The organism is Gammaproteobacteria bacterium, from assembly GCA_019911805.1.
In the GTDB taxonomy this organism is placed as follows: domain Bacteria; phylum Pseudomonadota; class Gammaproteobacteria; order Thiohalobacterales; family Thiohalobacteraceae; genus JAHJQQ01.
This window is the reverse complement of record JAIOJV010000052.1, coordinates 44,134-64,027: the sequence shown is the minus strand read 5'-3', so window position 1 is coordinate 64,027 and position 19,894 is coordinate 44,134. Positions and strand designations below refer to the sequence as shown.

Here is a 19,894-nt window from a genome sequence, read left to right as displayed (position 1 = left end):
CATGGCCTTCGTGCGTGGTGCCACCCTCCTCGATCTCCTTGCCGAGGTACCCCCCGGGGCACAGGGTTTCATACCCGATGAGGTCCAGCGCTTCATAGAACTGCTCAACATCGCCGACCTGACGACGCGCACATCAGGTGCGTTCTTCGTACACGAAGGGCGGGTGAGTTCCGCCACCGATATCGGGCTCGTCCTCGGGCCCGGCTTCCCGATCGAGATCCCGGGGCTGACCGTGGGCGTGCCGTTCCAACTGGGTTGGGTGCGTGCAGTGACGGGTGGCGCGGACACCGACCTCGAGGGCGAACCCACCGGCTGGCTGCTCGACCTGGTGCTCGACCGTGTTGCCGTCGTGATCCCGATCGGCAAGCCGGGTGAAGTCATTCCGGCATCACCGTCGTCACCCGCCTTCATGCGCCCGGCGCCGAGCGGTGGCAGTCGAGTGAAGCTGTATGCGCGCGGCGTGCTGCGCATCGAGGGCGGTGTGTCCGGCACCTCGGTGCGACTCATTGCCGACCCCGATCCGCTGGTACCGACCACACCCAGCGGCACGGTGATCGAAACGGGCTTCTCACCGCCCCACCTGCTGTTACACGAGAGCGGTTTCGGGCTCACGGTCGACCGGGTGGTGCTCGACCTCACCAGCAGCTACACCCCCACCGACATCACGGCGCGTGAGCACGGGCCCGACTTCGAGGGGCTCTCCGTTCGGCAGGCGACGCTCTTCCTGCCGCGCAACATCCCGTTCATCGGCGATGTGAACCTCGGTGTCCGCGACCTGCTCGTGGGATGGAAGCCGACCACATCGTTCCAGGGGGAGGGTCAGCTGGAGCTCGGTGTGCCGCTCAGCGGTGCGCTCACATTGCGCTTCTATCAGGAGATCGAGGGGCGCGTCGTGGAACTGGGCGGGCTCTCCGGGGCCGGCCGCTCGCACACAGTCACCGTGCACGCGGAAACGGGACCCACCGCGCGCATCATTGCGCGCTTCCCGACGCCAAGCACCGACGCGTCATTCTTTCGCCCCGACCATCAGCTCGCGCTCGGCCCGGACTCCGGCTGGTTCGACGTACCCATGGCGCCCGGTGGTCCCACACTGGTGGTGTTCCAGCGCCAGCCGGATGCCGACGGCAAAATGGTGTCGACCGAACACACCTTCGCCTTCGTGCGCTCCACCGACACCACCGCATTACTGCCGCATATCCGCGTGCGCTACGCGAACACCGGCTTCTCGCACGAGTTCGATGAGGTCGTGTTCCTGCGCGGGCCAGGCATAGCGCTCGACTTCGTGCAATTCTCGGCCATCCAGCCGCCTGCCGAGCCGGGACACGCGTGGACCGATGAGGATCGCGACGGCCTGCGCTGGAGGTGGGAGAGCGACGGCAGTACGCGCAGCGGTACGGGGATGACGTTCGACCTCGACACTGGCTGGGCGCAGGGGACGCACACGGTCACGCTCACCGACCGGCAGGAGAAGGTGCGCCGCTGTCGCATCGAAGTGGTGGACGTGGGGCCGCTCTTCGTGGGGCACCGCACCGGTCAGGTGCGGCAGGTGGTCGGTACGAGCAACGTGCCGGCGGCCATCCGGGCGGTGGAGAATTCGTGGAACCTGATGGCGTTCCACGCCACCGATGCACGCATTGCCGCCTCCTCCCCGGCGACGCTGAGCGGGGGTGTGCTCAGCGTGCCGCAGGGCACGCTGGCCGAGGTGACGATCGGCGAGAACACCGATCCCACCGATCCGGCGACGCCACCGCCACCCACGATGTCGCCGCTACGTCATCTGTTTATCCGGATGAACTTCAATGACAACACCCCCACGTCGTGGCGACGCATCCATGCATCCGAGGCACTCCCATTCGGGCCACCCAGACCGTACCCGCGCTATCTCGGGACTAGCGAACAACTGGATTCGCCCGACGATGCGCTCATCGGCGCTCCTCCCGGCACCGGCGACATCAGCGCCTGGGTAGCTTCCCTGCCGGGCGACACGCGGTTCATCGTGATCGGTCGATGCTGTGACATCCGGATCAGCACAGAGACCCGCAATCGCGACCTGGCCAACGAGCGCTTTGCCAAGGGACGCGACATGCTCATCGCGGCGGGCGTCGATGCGGCGCGCATCCAGGGCATCGGCGAGCAGGGGATGGTGCCCGGCCCCGACGGCGCGGCCTACGCCAACGCGACGAACTTCGCGCCTACCGGCCCGATCCGCGACGAGATCGACGAGGCCTGGCGCATCCTCGTGGACTACGACGATGCCACGCGCGCCAGTTGGGGCGACACGCAATCGCGTCCGGAGCGGATCGCGGCGCGCGGCGTGGACATCTACGCGATTCTGAGCGACCCCGCCACCACGCCGCCGGTACCGGACAGCGGCGAGTCCGCCACCCGCGGTGCCGACCTCATGCGCGCCCTGGTGCCGGGCGAGGACCCCGAGACCACGGCTCCGCACGATCCGAGCATGCCGCAACCGGCCTATCGGCTGGCGGTGAAGGCAGCCTGGGATTCGCCGAGCATCGTGAACGATGTGGACTGGATACCCACGCTGGCGCAGATCACGCTCGAGTGGGCGTCCACCGACGTACAGGTACCGGGACTGTCGGGCGGCAGCACCGTCGCGCCGGTCAATCCGAATCCGGGCACCGGTCCCGATCTCTGGCGCATCATCGCCCGCTTCACCACCGACCAGCGCAGCGGACAGACCTCGTTCCTGCTCTCGCTCGACTCCATGGGCGATGCCGATGGACTGTTCGCCATCGTGAAACCGGACGCCGCGAGCCGCGTCGACGAGACGGTGGCCGTGACCCTCGCGCTGGCCCCGGCGCTGCTGGGCAGCATCACGACCGATGATCCGGCCGGCGCCGGCGTGCGCATCGCCGCCCTCACCGCCGCCGCGGCGGCCGCGGCGGCGCTCGAGATCGATGGCGAGCACGTCATCAAGGATGGCAAGGTCATCGTCGAGAAGCTGGAGGGAGAGGCACGCCTGCGGGCGATCGACGCCAGCGACGGGATGAAGGTGCGCCTCGGCGTGGACTACACCGCGTCATTCGGCGTGAGCGCGAACCTGGGCGGCGCAGTGGGCGTGTCCACCAGCGAACCGATCAAGGTCCGCTACAAGAACGTGGGGCTGGAGTACGAACACGACACCACGAAGCCACTGCTCGAGCGGGTACGCTTCGTCTTCGAGGACGCCCAGTTCGAGGTCGCCGATCCCGGGCGGTGGTCCATCACCGGCGCGCTCGGCAGGCTGCTGGGAATCACCGCGATCCGTGTCGGTGCGGGCTCGATCTGGGTGGAGGTGGACATCGAGTTCGCGCTTGATCTGGGCGTGGTGAAGATCTCGCGCACGACCATCCGGCTGGAGATCGATACCGATGTCGAGCCGCCGTCGATCTCGGTAGGTATCCGCGGCATCAAGGCCTCGATCGACGTACCGGCCGCGGTGAAGGGCGGCGGCGAGTTGATGATCCTGCCGGACGGGTTCGGGGCGAGCCTGGAGCTCGATATCATCCCGGCCAAGCTGAAGGCGTGGGGCAGCTTCGCCTATCGCGACCCGAGCATGGTGCATATCGAGGGCGGTGTGCAGTTCGCCACCGGCATCCCGCTGGGCAATACCGGTCTCGGCCTGTTCGGATTTGCCGGTCGCTTCGTGGCCAACGGAGCGCGTAACCTGGACGGGCTGGATCCCGTTGACGTCTACGCCCGCGAGGTCGGCTGGCACAGGCGTTCGTCGCTCACCAAGTACAAGCCGCAATCCAGCCAGTTCGCAGTGGGCTTCGGCGCGATGGTCGGCACGCTCCCCGACGCCGCGTTCACGTTCAACGCAAAGGGGATGCTCACGATCGGCTTCCCCGATATCTCGGTCGTCTTCTCCATCGAGGCGGTATTGGTGAAGCCCCCGGTTGGTGCGGCCGAGGAAGACCGTTCCAGTACACCCGCGGGGGGCGGGCTGCAACTGCTGGGCATCGTCTCCATCGATCCCACGGCCATCGGCGTCGCCATCAGCGCCGATTACGAGATCCCGCGCGTCCTCAAGCTGCAGGTGCCGGTCGGTGCCTACTTCCCGCTGCAGACGAGCACGCAGGGCGGGTACGTGCGTGTGGGCTCCGACGGCGGCGACGACCGGCCCGATCGTCCGGTCACGGTGCAACTACTCCCCGACATTCTCGACCTTCGGGCGACGGCGTTCTTCATGGTGGAGGAGCGTCACCTCCGGAAGCTCGGCAAACGCGACACGCTCAACTTCGAGGGCTTCTCGATCGGGATGGGCGCCGGCCTGAGTGTGAAATGGGGAGGTAGCTCCATCTACCTCAAGGCGTCCATCTCCGTGCTGGTGGGAATGGGCACGCGGCCGTTCGTGCTCGCCGGCGGGCTGTACGTGTCTGGCGAGCTGCGCCTGGTGATCGTCAGTCTCAGCGCCTCGGGCGAACTCGAAGCGCTCATCACCGAGACCGGTTCGCAGCTCGTCGGCAAGTTCTGCGGCAAGGTGGATTTCTTCTTCTTCAGCATCAAGGGCTGCGTCGACTTCACGGTCGGCTCCACCCCCGCACTGGCACCGCCGCCTGCCGACCCGCTCGTGACCAGCCTGGTCCTGGCCGACAAATTCACGCGCGTGGTCGGCGCGGGCCAGGAGGCGCTCGTCGGGCTGGGTAGCGCCCAGACGGCGTGGCCGGATACGGTGCCGGTGCTGCGTTTCGCTCACCGCGTGCGTTCCAGCATCCCGACCACACCCACCGGATTCGCACCCTCACCGACCCAGGGTTGGGGAGGGGTGGAGTGGTCGGGTACGAATCGCGTGCGCTACCTCTACGAATTGCAAGCAGTGGAACTCGTGCGCATAGAGGCCGATGGCAGCGAGTCCACACTCGACACGCACACCTGGCCGGCGGTCTGGTGGATGCCCTCCTTCCGTCCCGCCGTACCCGCGGACGGCAGCACGCCGGCATCCACGCACGAAGGCTGGGATCTGGCGCTGCTGCGTTGGGATCCGGCGCCCTGGTCACGGGCGCACACCGAGGGTGGTGAAGGGCTGTCATCCGATCCGGCTGACAATCTCGGCCGCGTCTGCGATCCGGCGCCACGACCCACGCACTACTGTGTGCTCGGCGGCACCGGTAAGCGGATCGCCCCGGGGCGCGTGCAGTTCACGGCACCGCCGAGCGGCCACACGCCCTACCCGCCCGACTTCTTCGTAGCCGGCATGGAGGGCGTGCCGCCCAGCTTCCCGGTGACGACGCTCAGCGCGCTGGCCGCCATCTTCGGCTTCGGGTTCGAACCCGGGGTGAGTGGGGCGCTGCCGATCCCCTTCACGCCGGCCGGCGAGTCGGTGGCGCTCACGCACGCCTGGCGATTGCCCCGGTACACCCGGGCCTCGGTCACGGCGATGAGCCTGGGTATCCAGGGCACGTTCGTGCCCGAGGTGTCGGAGCCGGAATTACTCCTCGCCGTGTGCCTCACCGTGCCGGACATTGGCGGACGCGAGACGAGCTGCCTCGATATGGCGCAGCTCAAGCGCTACGAGCGCTTCCGCGGCAGCGAGATCAGGATTGGCAACGTGCGCTTCAGCGCCGGGCGTGGCCTGCTCGGTGCGGCCGACAAGTTCCCCGTTAACGCACCGGACGGCAACCACGAGCTGACCTTCAGCGATGGTGCGCTCCAGGCGGCCCTGCCCACGGAGACCGATCGTGTCTCATTACAACTCGGCGCGACCGAGGCTGCGACGATTGCCGCGTACGGTCTCGATGGCGATGGTCGGGTCGTGGCACAGGAGACGTCCCGGGGGCCGGCAGGCATGGTGCACGCGATCACCCTGCGGGGTGCGGGCATCCTGTCCGTGCGGATCAAGATGAATCGTGGCGTGGGACACCTGATCAGCTTCTGCCACGACATCGACACGTTCGTCGGTGAGGAGAAGATCGTGGCGCAGATCATGTCGCTGTTCCAGCCCGCCAGCCTGTCGGCCACGGTGAATCGCAAGGCGCCGCCGCGGCTGCCACTGCCGATCGTATTTGGAACGAGCCAGGGCAAGCCGCAGGCGTGGCCCGGCGAAATCCTGAGCGTGTCGGTGAAGGGGCGCCATGGCTGTGCCTACGTGCGCTACCGGCCGCGCATCGCGGGGCCGTGGACTGCCTTCCAGGTGATGCCCTATCCCTACTTCCACATCGGCGTGGTGCGCATCTGTGGTATCCGGCACGACGCCATCGTCGCTGCCGACAACGACGATGCCGCGCGCGACGAGCTGCGCGATGCGTGGAACAACGCGACCGAAACCGAGAATCCCATCGAACGCTACAGGTTGCTCGACCCTGGCATGCGCTATGCCGTTCAGATCAGGTACCGCGCGGCGGTATGGGTGGGCGAGGAGTCCACCCAGACCCCTCCGTCGGCGTCGACGCTGGATTTCGACGCCCCGCCGTCCGGCGTTACGATCACGGATCACGCACCTCGCTTCCACTTCCGGACGGCCGATGTCGGCACACTTCCCGACGCCGAGCTGCGGGACTTCGCGAAGCAGCAACGGTTCGATCCACGCGCACTCGCACGCTACCTGCGGGGCTTCGACCCGGTGGCCGAAGTGCCGTCCCATCTGCGCGGCGATCCGCTACTGGTGTGGTTCGAGGTGGAGTGGATCGAGGACCTGCTCGACCGCTATGGCTACGCGCTGCAGGTGATCGTGCGCCGCACCGATCCACCGCCTACACCGCCATCGGGCATCCCGGTAGTGATCCTGCCCCTGCTGGAACCATTCGTATGGGGCGGACTGCCGTTCGAGCTGCGCAACCTGGCCGACCAGCGACTCATCAGCGCGGCGGTGGCCGCACCGTGCCTGGAGGATGCACCGGTGGATGGCGCAACGTTGCAGGTGACGGCCGAACTCGCACCACGGGCACGCTACGATCTGGTGGTACAGGCCGTGCCTTCGGCTGGTGGCGCGGCTATCGACATCGGGCTCTCGCACTTCCGCGCCTCACGCTACACCGATGTCACTGAACTCATTGAGGCCACCGGCTTCGGCTTCACGACACCCAATCCGTTCTATCCGCTCGACGTGCTGGTGACCGGCGCGCCGCCGTCCGACGAGCAGCTCGCCGACGATGAACTGTTGGACGCGGCGCTCACTGCCATCGGGCTCGATCCATTCGCGCCGGCCAGCGGCCCGCGGTCGGTGGCGCTCTGGCTTAAGGTTGACACTGAGGTTGACACACAGTGGCGGCTGGTAGGGCTGCTCCTCGATAGTGACGAGGCACTGCTGCGCGCACCACGGCTGATCGATCCGGTCAGCAACCCGCCCCGCCTCGACATCCTCGACGCGAGTATCCCGGGCATAGCGTCCCCCGCTCCCTCCACGCTCGTGCCCGTACGCTCGAACGAGTCGGCGACACGCGTGCTCCTCGCCTGCTCACCCGGCATCGCGGTACCGGAGCAGGCCAGCCTGCAGTTGCGCATCACCGAACCAGCCGGCACGCGCATCGCTTCCCGCAGCATCAACTCCATTCCGCTGGTCGTCCTGCAGGAGCGGACATGAGCGCACTGCCTCCACGCTGGGCCATGGGTGCCTCCGGCATCGACGGTGCCGGCGACCCCCACCTTGTCGACGGCATCCATCTCCGGGTGTACGTAGCGCCGCAGCTCGGGCTGCCGGTCTGCCCTTTCCTCGTCTATCGCGTGGAGAAGGAGATCGTGCAGGACCTCGTCGCGCGCGGCACACGTACCGGCATCGCCTGGGTGGATGCGTACGGACGCGTGCTCACACTCCCGTTCACCGTGACGCCGGACAATCCGGTCACGGGCCACCTCTTGCGCAACAGCGGCGAGGTCGCGATCGCGGTGAGCGTACAGGGTGGGCGGAACCGTCGGACGCCGGTCCTCACCCACCGTCCAATGGAAACGCATGGAACGGAGGATGCGCTGGTCGTAGCGGCCTATGTCGACACAACGGCTGGGCGCCGCTTCATCGGCGAACGCACCGCGTCGCCGTACACCGTGGCCGGTTCGCACATCGATGGCGTGGTGATCTCCGGGGAGGGGGTGGTGCGTGCCGCGGCCTGGGTAGCCGCCGACGTACGCGCGGTGGAGAAGTTCAAGCCAACCAGTTTCCTCGCCCTGCCGTACGAGTCGGCGCCCCGCTACCGGGGCCTGCCGTTCGCGCGCGACACCGCTGAGAACCGGGTGCGCCGCGGCGCACCGCAGCGGCTGGGGCTGCACGACGACCCCACCGTCGCTTCCGCGGCGCTCGCACCACCCGCCACCGACAATGACGAATGGACGCGCGTCGAGCCACTCACACGTGAGCTCGAACCGCATCTCAAGCAGCTACTCGAGGATCTCTCCACGCGCCAGCACGATCTCGGCAGCACGGTCGACCTCGATGAAGGGGTCACCAGCGGTGCCACCGTCGCCACGGCACAACTCAACAGCCTGGATGCGGTGCTGGCCGGTACTGCGGATCCGGGTATGGCGCGCTGGCTGGGCTTCATGGACGTGGACCTGCCACCCGCGGATCCACAGCCCTTCGAGCTCTATTTCATCCGCGGCTTCCTGGCTGTGGACAACGCGAAGCTCGATGTCGCGCAGTTGATATCGCTGCTGGTCGCTGGTGGCCCGATGACCGCGCCAGCGAATGTACTGGCGCTGCCCTTTACGGTGCCGCACCTGTCGGCCGACGGGCTGCCGGTATACGACTTCACCGTGCCGCTGTTCGTCGTCCGCGGGGCACCACCAGCGCGCCCATCGGCACCGCTGGTGGGTACGCCGCTCCTGCCCGCCGAGCAGCTGGGGGCCACCGGCACGACCCAGGCGCTGCCGACGGGCGACGCGCTCGGCACCTGGGTGCCCGAGGTACTGCCACCTGCCGCGCAGCGGGAGATCACCCTGCCGCTCGCCGGGCTCACGGCGGCACCGACGCTGGCCGTCGCTCGCCACGACAGCGGCACCGGCCCGATCGTGAGCCTCAACGCGCGGCACCCGGACAGTGGACGTGCGCTCGCCCTCGTGCCCACGGTTCCCGACGGGGCCACCGAGACAGGCAGCGGCCGCTACGCCGACGATTCGGCGCCGCCGGATGCGGTGGAGTATCGGATCGCGCAGGCCGACTGGTGGGGCCGGTGGAGTGACTGGGGCACCCGCGCCGTCGCCGCCAAACCCCGCACCCGGCCACCTGCGCCGGTGCTGTCGCTGGAGTACGATCTGGCCGACGACTCGCCGCTCGACGATACGCCGCGCTTCGGCACGCTGCGCGCCGTGCTCATCCTGCCGCGCGTCGACGACCTCGCCGCCGGCAGCCGACCGCTGGTGGGCGCCCGGGTCTCGGGGACGGTGGGCGGCGTGACGGTCAACGAGGAGGTGAATCTGCCAGTAGTGCATCCGGCGAAGTTCCCCATCACCATCACACCGCCGGCCGGCATGATCGCACGTACCGGGAGCGTGGAGGCGAGGCTCGTCGCTCACTGGTTCGATGACGACGGCTACGGCGACCCGTCCGAGGAGCAGCGCAAGGTACTGGTGGATCCGCGCCCACCCGCCGCACTCGTGATGGATCCGACGCTCCGCTACAGCGCACGCCCGGACGCCGTGGGTCGGGCACGCGTGGTGTTGTCATGGACCGGCGCGCCGAATGCCCGGTACCGCGTCTACACCAGCGACGAGACGCGGCTGCGCTCGGCGCTAGCGGAGCGGGCTGGCGCCGGGGATGCCGCCGCCGCAGCGGTCGTCACGGCGGTCGACGCCGCGCCCGACGCGGCTCACCGGGGTGCTGTCTGGAGCGATCCTGCACATGCAGCCGTCTTCACGCGCGACCTGTTCAGCAACCTCACCGATGCGCCGCTCCAGGGCACCGCCCTGCGTTACGCGCACGACCTGTCGGGTTCACTGCGCGTGCTCGCCTTCTTCAAGGTCGTGGCGCTCAGCGTGCAGAACGTGGAGAGCGACTTCACGGCCGCGACACTGCTCCCGGTGGCCGTGCCATCGGGCGGACCGCCGCCGCGCCCACTGCTCGACCTCGAGGGCTTCAGCGACGAGGGCGCGGCGCGCTTCACGGCCACGGTCGTCCGTGGACCACAGCCGGCGGCGCGCTGGCGGCTGCGCCGGAGCGTAGCGGACTCGGACCCGCTGCGCATGCCGATCGTCGCCGAAGGTGACATACCGGCACCCGCGCTGGACGCCGATCCGGCCACCGACGGACCGCAGGAGATAGAGCTGCTGGATGCCGGTACGGATCCTTTTGCCGGCGGCTCGCTCCCACCGTGGACGCGCATGACATGGCGCGTGGAGGTGCAGGCACCACCGCCCCCGGGCACCACCCTGCCGGGCGAATGGAGCCCGGCCAGTGGTGCGGTCAGCTCGGCGCTTATCCCGCCCGATCCACCGGCCGCACCCACAGGCCTTGCGCTCGTCGTCAGCGGCACCGCCGCCACGATCACCTGGCGACACCCCGAACGGCTGCGGCGCGGCGCCATGGGCGGCTACCGCTTCGACGTCTATCGACGTCTGCCGGGTGGTCGCGAGACGCGCGTTGGCACCGTGCTCGCGGACGACCCGACGGCATCCACGGGCACCGATCTGGCCCGTACCTTCCACTTCGTGGATGCCGTGGGTGATGACCCGCCCAGCGGCACGAGCTGGCGTGTCGTGACACTGGATCCCGGCGGTCGTCTGAGCGCACCGTCCACCACCGTGACGCGGAGCTGACGGCGATGATCACCCTGACACCCTCCCCTCGCAGCCTGGGCCTGCACAGCCCCGTGCTCGGGCCCTGGTTCTCCGTTGACTCGGTGGAGCTGCCGGTCCCCGACGCCGACCTGGCGGTGCCGCTCACGCTCGGCGGCGAGGTGGAATGGCGGCCACCGGCGGCCGGCATCCTCTCCTTCTATGTGGCCAGCGACCCGCGTCCACTCGGCCTGGCCCACCTTCGCGGGCCGGACGGACTGGCCTTCACCGACGGTCGCCTCATCGCCGTTTACGAGCTCCTGCCGCAGGCGTCGGAGCGACTCGGTGCGCTCATGCGTACCATCCCGACGCTCGGTAATCCGACGGTCGCCGACCGGGCAACGCGGTCTGTGGTGCGAACGCTTGCACTGGAAATAGTGGATACCGTCGCTGGGGTGTCGTGGTTCGACGGACGACTGCCCTTTCCTTATCCAGCCACGGTCGACACCGACGCGAAGCGGCTCGAATACCTGGGACTCACTTCCACCGGCGGTGCGCTCGGCAACGGTACGGCGCCCATGCGCGACCCCTTCCGGCCCGGCGTGACGGCAAGTGAGTCGCAGTTCCTGCTCAAGTTCCCCACGAACACCGCAGTGCGACTCTGGGCCTTTGACCGCCTGGGGCACGCGGTGGACCCGGGAGCAGCAGCCTGCTGGTGGCTGTACATGGCGACGCATGCCGACAACGGCTTCGAGGAGCTGTTCGCTGCAGGGGTGGATACGCGGACGGTGCCGGTGGCGGCGGACGCGGACCGGCTCACCGTACAGCTCGTGAACCCGTTTGGCGGACCGCTGCCGACGGAGGAGCTCGCCCGCGTCACCGTGGGCGGCAGCGTGGCCGGCACGGGTGGTGTGCGTTTCCACGATGGGACCGATTCGGGAGCGGTGGACCTCTCGTTCAGTGCCGCACCGACTGATGCTCCGGATGATTTCCCACTGCCACGGCTCGCTGTGCTGCCTGATGGACGCTTCGGCGACAGCGCGTCGCTCTTCACGGACGGTCCGCTCGACCCGATCCTCCGGCGTGATCACGCGCGCGTGGCCGTGGTGAGCATCGAGCATCACCTCACCGGCCAGCCACGCCATGCAGACGGCGGTGCGGCCGCGCCGGTGCGCACGCGTGCCGCCGACCAGGAGCGGGCGTCCACGCGCATTCTGGCGGACCGTGCCACGCGCCCCGGTCTGCTGCGCACCCCGGACGCTGTGGCTGCAACGGCCCTCGAGGCGCTGCGGCTGCAGGACGGCGGCGCGGCTGTCCCTGCGGGGCTGGTGGCGTCGGCGCTCACGCTCGACTGGGGCCCGGTCACCGGGACGCTGCCCGATGTCGCGGCGCCGACCGCGCTCACCCTGACCGCCGAGGCACTGGTGGGCGGCGGTGCCGAGGTGGGCGGTACCGTGGCCGGTCAGCGCGTACTCTTCACCGCTGACGTGGGCAGCGAGGCCGCCGGTACCTGGGTGCGTTGCTGGACACAGGGTTTCGATCACACCACCGGTACGCGCTACCACCTGGATGGTGGTGCGGGGTTGGTGGACGCGAACGGCGTCGCGCGCATCGTGGCCGCGCTCCCCGATGGCGATGCCGCACCCGAGACGCCCATGGGCGCGAGCGTGCTGGTGGTGACTGCGCAGGGCCGGCGCCACTTTGCCGACCAGCGCTTCAACCGACCGGTACCGGTGGGCGGGTCGGCGGTCGCTGCCGCGAGCGCCAGTGGCCCCTTCCTGCTCTGTGAGGAGGGGCGCGAGATCGCCACGCTCGGCGCCGGCGCGAACATCGCGTCCGGGACGCATGTGGTCGCCCTCGGCGGCGGGAGCACCTCGCTCGTGGACCCGACGACCATCACGACGGCCATGCGTGCTGCGGACACCTTCGCTGCTGCGGCGAGCGCGAACGTCACCCTCCGGCTCACCGCCCCCGCTCTCAAGGGTGAACCCACCGGCGATGGTGAGGCCGTGCTCGCGGCTACCGGCGCTACCGTGCGCCGCACGACGCGCACCCTGCCCGACGCATGGGCGGCCGGCCAGCCCTATCCAGGGCTGGAGCGGCGTGAACTCGTGGCAGCGGCGACTGCGGCGGGCGCCTCTCGTGCAACGGTGGGGGGCGGGCCCGCCCTGGGGGACCGGCACGGCCTACCGCCGCATCAGGACGGCCACCCCCTCTGCCCGGCCGGTCCCGACGTGGTCGCCGTCGGTGCCCGGGTGGAAGGCCCGGCCGTGCGTGGGATCGCCGAGTACGTGCGCGATCGCCTGGCCCCGAACACCGTCGACCTCGTGACCACGGTGACGGACAACGAACTCACAGTGCCCACGGCGCCCACCGCGGACAGCCTGTGGGCGGCGGGGTTGCGCACGGTGGCGGCAGGCGTGGAGGCCGAGGTCGGCCTGTCGGAGCTCGCGGCCCTGGTGGGGGGCAGTGGTTATCCGTTCGGCGCAGGGCTGGAGAGCATCCGGTCCGCGCTTGACGGCATCGGCATAACGATCCCCGCTGGTATCGGCGATCCGGCCAACCGGGTTGCGCGCGCATTGGACCGACGTTTCCTCGCCGCCGCGCGAGGCGCGCGCGAGGGCGCCACGGCGCTGATCCGTGCTATCGGACGCGCCGAGGACTTCATCTATATCGAGACGCCGGCGCTCGACGATCTGGCCTTCGGCGAGGCGGATGATCGCGTGCACCTGCTCGACGCGCTCTTCACCCGCATGAGCCAGCGTCCGGGGTTGCGCGTGCTCGTCTGTATACCCGTGTTCTTCGACACCGGGCTGCCGAAGGCATTCCAGCGCATCCGCGACCAGCTGACACGCGCGGCGCTGGATCGTCTTGTCTCCCAGACGCGGCAATCGCGGGTGGCGGTATTCTCACCGTCGGCGGGACCGGGACGCACGCTCAAGCTGGCGACCACCACCGTGATCGTGGACGATGCGTGGGCGATGGTCGGTACGACGCATCTCTGGCGACGCGGCCTCTCCTACGACAGCTCCTACGCGGTCACGATGTTCGATGATCGTGTCGAGGAGGGACGGCCGCAGGAGATCCTCACCTTCCGTCGACAGTTGTGCGCCGACCGGTTGGGGGTGTCCGTGAACGAGCTCCCCGATCACCCCGCGGACGTCGTCGCGGCGGCGCGGGCACTGGTCGCACGTGGCGGTTCCGGCCGCCTCGCGGCGGAGCGCCTGCGGCCACCGGTGCCCGAGGCGACCACCGCCGACGGCACCTTCACCGAAGCGGACGTCTGGAACCCCGATGGGAGCCCGACGAGCGCGCTCAACCTCGCCTCCGCGGCGTTCGGCCTGCTGCCCACCGCCGTGACGGAGTCGCTCGCCACACCCTGAATGGGTCACCGCCTGCGGCCTCGTGCCCGGCACGGGATCGCGTCCCGCTGCAGCGTCTGCGGCGAGTCCGAACGCGAGCCGGTGCGTGAGAACTCGGAGGCCGGTTCCACCAGAGCCGCACTCAACGCCTCGGGTACGAACTTGTCACCGACGCCACCGGTGGCGTCGAGAAGCAGTTGGGTCATGAGCTTCAGAGTACCGGCCCCCCAGGGTTGGCCCTTACGGCGTGGTGTCGCCGGACGAGTGCGCGGCCGGGGTGTCTGCACGTTACTTCCTGGGCCATGGGAGGGTGTGGAGGGCGGCTGCCACCACCACACCCCAGATGACTCCGAACATCAGGGAGCACAGGGTGTTCACGAGCCAGGCCAGGGTACCGCCCATGTCCGCCACGTGTGCCACGATGTCTTCGAGGAGGTGTACGAGGTCATGCGGCGCGTGGAGCCCGAGGTCGGCCATGCCGACGAGGATGATGTGTCCGCCCACCCACAGCATGGCAAAGATGCCGATGGTGGAAATGGTAGTAAGCACCGCGGGCATCGCTGCCACCATGGCTCTCCCCACCACCTGCGTGCGTTCGGATTCGTGACCAGCCAGCGCCAGGCCCGCATCGTCCATCTTCACGATGAGCGCCACGACACCGTAGACCAGCGCCGTGATCGTGAGCGCCACGATGATCAGGATGATGGTGCGTGACAGGAAACCCTCGGCCGCAACCTCGTTCAGGGAGATGACCATGATCTCGGCGCTGAGGATGAAGTCCGTCCGGATGGCCCCCTTCACCACGGTGCCCTCCGCCTCGGGGCCCTTGAGGATCGCCGGTGTTTTCTTCTGCGGTTCGTGACGACGGATCAACTCCAGCACCTTCTCCGCACCCTCGAAGCAGAGGTAGGTACCACCCAGCATGAGCAGTGGTGTCAGCAACCCAGGCAGGAACTGGCTGAGCAACAGGATGACGGGAAGGATGATGAGCAGCTTGTTGCGCAGGGAGCCGATGGCGATCTTCTTGATGATCGGCAGTTCGCGCTTCGGGCTGACCCCAGCGACATATTGGGGAGTGACAGCGGTGTCATCGACCACCACGCCCGCTGCCTTGACACTGGCGCGTCCAGCCGCCGCTGCAACGTCATCCGCGTTGGCCGCTGCCAGTCGGGCGAGTGCAGCGACGTCGTCGAGGAGTGCAGCCAGACCGCCGCTCATGGGCTGACGACCCTCACCCGCACCGCGACTGTTCCGCACGGATAGTCGTGGAGCACGAGGGCGACGTCGGCCTCCTCGGACGCGACACGCGAGGCGTCAGCAGGCGTGACAATGCCGGACGCGACCACGTTGACTGCTGCATCGACCATGCGCGAGAACAGGCATCCAAAGGTGGCCAGACCCACCTCCCGTGTCTTGAAATTGCGATCGCTACTGGGAACCGAATCGTAGGTGAAGGTACCTGAGCCGGGTCCCGTGACACCCAGAAAATCCCTGCATTGATCGTCGGCGGAACCGGAGAAAAAATGGTCGCCGGCGCGGCATAGGAGGCGTGTCCATAACCCAGTGTGCCAAGGATGATCATGGCGAAATTTGCGAGGTCGGAAGTGACCAGTTGCGTTTTCATGCGAATTGGAGGCGAATGTCGATGATTTTGTAGATTCTGTACCTGGCTGCCAAACAAACGGGTAAAGCATCTGATCGACACAGGCCTATAAACTCCCTGTCGATTCCCGCCTTCACCGTGCCATTTATTCACGGCCATCTCAAAAGGATACAACGATGCAAGAGAATCTGGAACGACGATCGTTTTTCCTGATGCTGGCGCTGGTAACAGTACTGTTCCTGTACCTGCTCAAGCCGTTCTTCGGTGCGGTATTTTGGGCAAGCGTCATTGGCGTGCTGTTTCATCCGCTGTACTACCGGCTACTGGAGCGTTGGAGCCTTAGACCCACTCTGGCGGCGCTAACGACACTGGCTGTTTGCGTGGTCATCGTGGTCATCCCGGTACTGTTTGTCCTGGGATCGTTCTTCCAGGAAGGTGCCGGCCTTTATCAGCGCCTGCAGAGTGGCGAGGTGGACCCGGGGGCCTATCTGGATCAGGTACAGAAGGGATTTCCACTGGTGCAGAATCTGATTGAACGTCTGGGCGTTGACCTGGACAATCTCAAGCAACAGGTCGCTGGCGGTGCCGTCTCTGTCAGTCGATTCATCGCGCAGAACGCCGTGGAGTTGGGGCAGAATACGCTGCAGTTCTTTATGAGCCTCGGCTTGATGCTGTACGTCGCGTTTTTCTTACTGCGTGATGGCGTCAAGCTTATCGACTTGCTGGTACGCGCTCTGCCGCTGGGCGATGAACGCGAGCGTCTGTTATTCGCCAAGTTCGCCGAAGTGACTCGCGCCACCGTCAAGGGCAACCTGATGGTCGCAGCCCTGCAGGGTACGCTTGGTGGGATAATCTTCTGGATGCTCGGCATCCCCGGTGCATTGTTGTGGGGTGTAGTGATGATCCTACTATCATTGATTCCCGTGGTCGGTGCTGGCCTGATCTGGGTACCGGTAGCTATCTATCTGTTCGCAGCAGGCGACTGGATACAGGGCTCGGTGCTCGTCGTCTTTGGCATCGGCGTGATCGGTCTGGTCGATAACATCCTGCGTCCCATCCTGGTCGGCCGCGACACTAAACTACCTGACTATATCGTGTTGCTTTCGACCCTGGGCGGCTTCGTGCTGTTTGGCATGAACGGCTTCGTGGTCGGGCCGCTGATCGCGGCGTTGTTCATGGCATTCTGGGGCATATTCATCCGTGAGTTCAACATTCGGGAGAAAGTGGGAGGGCAGTGATCCGGCCCTAGAGGTCACAAAAGACACATACTGCAGCAGACCAGGACATGAAAATGTTATTATCATGCCCATCAATCCAAGCAATAGACAGACGATATCGTTCGATGAAAGTACCGAAAAGATTACAACCACTGGTCGATGATGGCCTGATCGATGAAGTCCTTTCCCAATTAATGAGCGGCAAAGAAGCGCAGGTCTATGTGGTCCGCTGTGGTTCTGCGATCCGTTGCGCCAAGGTATATAAAGAAGCGAATCAACGCAGCTTCAAACAAGCCGTGCAATATCAGGAAGGCCGTAAAGTCAGAAATACCCGCCAGGCTCGCGCCATGAGTAAACACAGCCGCTACGGTCAAAAAAAGTCGGAGGATGCCTGGCTCAGCGCCGAGGTGGATGCGCTCTATCGTTTGGCCACTGCCGGTGTGCGCGTGCCACAACCTTATGGCTTTGTCGATGGCGTCCTGTTGATGGAACTGGTGACGGACGCCGAAGGCAAGGCTGCGCCGCGCCTCAACCATGTGACGTTATCCGAACAACAGGCGCGAGAGTATCACCAGGTGATAATGGCAGAAATCGTACGTATGCTTTTCGCTGGCCTGGTGCATGGCGATTTATCTCCGTTCAACGTCTTGGTTGATGAGCACGGCCCGGTCATTATCGATCTGCCACAAGCAGTCAATGCGGCCGGCAATAACAGCGCAGGTATGATGCTGGAGCGTGATGTCGACAACATGACAGTACATTTCGGTAGCTATGCCCCGACGCTATTGAAAACCGACTACGGCAAAGAAATCTGGGCGCTATATACCAGTGGAAAGCTTCGGCCTGACAGCAAGCTGACCGGCCATTTCGAGCGCAGTACGGTGGACGCCGATGTGGCAACTGTCATGCAGATAATCGACGACGCGCGGGAGCAGGAAAATGAGCGGCGTTTGCGGGAACTGGCCGCACGGGAAATTGAATAGACTTTTGTAATAGTTAAATAATACAGCGCGAGCTGTGGAAAGCGATTTGTAGGGTAGGTTAATCCCGTGCCGCACCAGAGTATACACACGGCATGATCGACCTGGCCGACAATATCCCGCGTCGCATCCTGATTGGTCGCGACACCAAGCTCCCTGGTTACATCGTGCTGTGCGTTATCCATTCAGATCAGAGTACTCCTCAGGTACGTGCACTATGACAAGCACCACTTTTTCCAGTCTGGGTCTGGACGCCGCTTTGCTCGCCAATCTCGATTCCATGGGCTACCAGTCCATGACTCCAATTCAAGCCCAGGCCTTACCAGTCGTCCTGCAAGGCAATGACCTGATCGCTCAGGCTGAGACCGGTAGCGGGAAGACGGCAGTGTTTGGCATTGGACTGCTGGCACGGCTTAACGCGCGCGAGTTTGACGTGCAGACAGTAGTGCTTTGCCCGACCCGGGAACTCGCCGATCAGGTGAGCAAGGAGATACGGCGTCTGGCGACGCATATCCCCAATATCAAAGTGCTCACCTTATGCGGCGGCGCCCCGTTCGGGCCGCAGGTGGGTTCATTGGAACATGGCGCGCATATCATCGTTGGCACACCTGGGCGGGTAATGAAGCATCTACGCAAGGCGACGTTGAAACTGGATAGGGTCAGCACGCTGATTCTGGATGAAGCAGATCGTATGCTGGACATGGGCTTTTACGATGACATTGCTGAGATCGTCGCTGCGACGCCGAGCCACCGGCAAACGTTATTATTCTCCGCGACCTATCCTGAGATGATCGAGCAACTCAGTGCCTCTATGCAGAAAAATCCGACCCGGATCGTTGTCGAGGCGACGCACACGCAAAATAAAATCACCCAGGTGTTTTATGAAGTAGGCATCCGTGTTGATCGGCTCTCCGCACTGGTGACTCTGCTGGGCCATTACCAACCAGCGTCTTGTGTGATCTTTTGCAATACTAAAATTGAATGCCAGGATATCGCCGATACGCTGGATGAACAGGGTTTCAATGCCCTGGCGTTGCACGGTGATCTGGAACAACGCGATCGTGATCAGGTGCTGGTGCAGTTCTCCAATAAGAGCTGTTCAATCCTGGTGGCAACCGATGTCGCGGCACGCGGTATCGATGTTAAAGACCTTGAAGCCGTGATCAATTATGAGTTGAGCTATGATCCGGAAGTTCACGTACACCGCATTGGTCGCACCGGTCGTGCCGGGAAGGAAGGCTTGGCCTTGAGTCTGTTTACACCCGCCGAAACACATCGCGTAACTGCGGTTGAGGATTATCAGAAGAGTCCGGTCCGTATTGCCCTACTCAGTGAGCTGCATATCAATCAGAAGCAGGATCTTCGGCCAGCCATGGTGACGCTGTGCATCGATGGGGGGCGCAAGGGTAAGCTGCGCCCCGGCGACATCCTGGGCGCCTTGACCAATGCCTCAGGCATTGCCGGTGACCAGGTGGGTAAAATTGATATCTTCGATCATCATGCCTACGTGGCTATCCGGCATGCTGTGGCGGACAAGGCGCTGCATCAATTGAACACGGGTAAAATGAAGGGGCGGTTTTTCAAGGTGCGGAATATTTCCTGACAGTGGCTGTTTATCAATCTGCCCTTCCCCTTCCAGGAAAGTTCGAGATTATAGGGGCCGCGCCAGGTCCGGCTCGTTGCGGGGGTCGTCCTGCGGGGAATCCGCTTCGCCGATCTATGCGAGGGTGGTTATCTGTACCTGATCCAGTCCAGGACCCGCAAACACAGCAAGTGCGTCGCGCTGGGTTGCGCCTGCGCCAGAAGGCAGGTTGGGACCAGAAGCGGGCCCGAGCCCTCAAGGGACACACCAGCGACCGGATGACCGATCACCGTCTGGACGGGCATGACTACGCTACGAGTGAGGATCCGGCCTCGGACTGAGCCCGGAGTTTCAGGAAATTTTGGGGAAGAATTTGCTTATGGCCCAAGAATGACCATAAGCAAATGATCTACAACTGGAATTTGGTAGGCGCGATTGGACTCGAACCAACGACCCCCACCATGTCAAAGTCGTGCGCCCTGCGCTGAAACACCTTGAAATCAAAGGCA

The 19,894-nt window shown here is 65.6% G+C and carries 9 protein-coding genes; 6 read left to right on the top strand and 3 right to left on the bottom strand.

The genetic code is table 11. From position 1 onward, the window contains the following. Window position 1: 1 nt before the first annotated feature. The 3 genes from K8I04_05635 to K8I04_05625 all read left to right on the top strand — a co-directional run bounded on the left by K8I04_05635 (window position 2) and on the right by K8I04_05625 (window position 14,024). A complete protein-coding gene (locus tag K8I04_05635; protein ID MBZ0071189.1) occupies window positions 2-7,522 on the top strand; it encodes a hypothetical protein in 7,521 nt (2,506 codons plus the stop codon). Continuing rightward, window positions 7,519-10,683, top strand: a complete 3,165-nt coding sequence (locus K8I04_05630; protein ID MBZ0071188.1) for a hypothetical protein — start codon at window positions 7,519-7,521, stop codon at window positions 10,681-10,683. Before K8I04_05635 ends, K8I04_05630 begins: the two co-directional genes overlap by 4 nt. Window positions 10,684-10,823: 140 nt before the next feature. After that, window positions 10,824-14,024: a hypothetical protein gene (locus K8I04_05625; GenBank protein ID MBZ0071187.1), complete on the top strand. Its 3,201-nt coding sequence runs from the start codon at window positions 10,824-10,826 to the stop codon at window positions 14,022-14,024. A 5-nt stretch (window positions 14,025-14,029) separates the two neighbouring features. On the opposite strand, the gene K8I04_05620 is transcribed toward K8I04_05625, so the two are convergent. From K8I04_05620 to K8I04_05610, 3 genes are all read right to left on the bottom strand, one after another. Further along, window positions 14,030-14,209: a hypothetical protein gene (locus K8I04_05620; protein MBZ0071186.1), complete on the bottom strand. Its 180-nt coding sequence runs from the start codon at window positions 14,207-14,209 to the stop codon at window positions 14,030-14,032. 82 nt (window positions 14,210-14,291) lie between these two features. Next, window positions 14,292-15,221 carry a DUF808 domain-containing protein gene (locus K8I04_05615; GenBank protein ID MBZ0071185.1) on the bottom strand — a complete coding sequence of 310 codons (930 nt, stop codon included), beginning with the start codon at window positions 15,219-15,221 and terminating at the stop codon, window positions 14,292-14,294. Further along, complete coding sequence (locus K8I04_05610) at window positions 15,218-15,406, bottom strand: hypothetical protein (GenBank protein MBZ0071184.1); 189 nt, start codon at window positions 15,404-15,406, stop codon at window positions 15,218-15,220. The genes K8I04_05615 and K8I04_05610 overlap by 4 nt, the downstream gene beginning before the upstream one ends. A 376-nt stretch (window positions 15,407-15,782) precedes the next feature. Between K8I04_05610 and K8I04_05605 the strand changes: the two genes are divergently transcribed. From K8I04_05605 to dbpA, 3 genes are all read left to right on the top strand, one after another. Continuing rightward, window positions 15,783-16,844 carry an AI-2E family transporter gene (locus tag K8I04_05605; protein MBZ0071183.1) on the top strand — a complete coding sequence of 354 codons (1,062 nt, stop codon included), beginning with the start codon at window positions 15,783-15,785 and terminating at the stop codon, window positions 16,842-16,844. A gap of 104 nt (window positions 16,845-16,948) precedes the next feature. Further along, window positions 16,949-17,806, top strand: a complete 858-nt coding sequence (locus K8I04_05600) for a serine protein kinase RIO (GenBank protein MBZ0071182.1) — start codon at window positions 16,949-16,951, stop codon at window positions 17,804-17,806. Window positions 17,807-18,020: 214 nt separating this feature from the next. After that, a complete protein-coding gene (dbpA, locus tag K8I04_05595) occupies window positions 18,021-19,406 on the top strand; it encodes an ATP-dependent RNA helicase DbpA (GenBank protein MBZ0071181.1) in 1,386 nt (461 codons plus the stop codon). Window positions 19,407-19,894 lie beyond the last annotated feature (488 nt).

Coding starts and splice junctions, on each gene's coding strand:
- K8I04_05600 (MBZ0071182.1), top strand. CDS start 16,949: ATGAAAGTACCGAAAAGATTACAACCACTGGTCGATGATGGCCTGATC.
- dbpA (MBZ0071181.1), top strand. CDS start 18,021: ATGACAAGCACCACTTTTTCCAGTCTGGGTCTGGACGCCGCTTTGCTC.
- K8I04_05635 (MBZ0071189.1), top strand. CDS start 2: ATGGCCTTCGTGCGTGGTGCCACCCTCCTCGATCTCCTTGCCGAGGTA.
- K8I04_05620 (MBZ0071186.1), bottom strand. CDS start 14,209: ATGACCCAACTGCTTCTCGACGCCACCGGTGGCGTCGGTGACAAGTTC.
- K8I04_05630 (MBZ0071188.1), top strand. CDS start 7,519: ATGAGCGCACTGCCTCCACGCTGGGCCATGGGTGCCTCCGGCATCGAC.
- K8I04_05615 (MBZ0071185.1), bottom strand. CDS start 15,221: ATGAGCGGCGGTCTGGCTGCACTCCTCGACGACGTCGCTGCACTCGCC.
- K8I04_05605 (MBZ0071183.1), top strand. CDS start 15,783: ATGCAAGAGAATCTGGAACGACGATCGTTTTTCCTGATGCTGGCGCTG.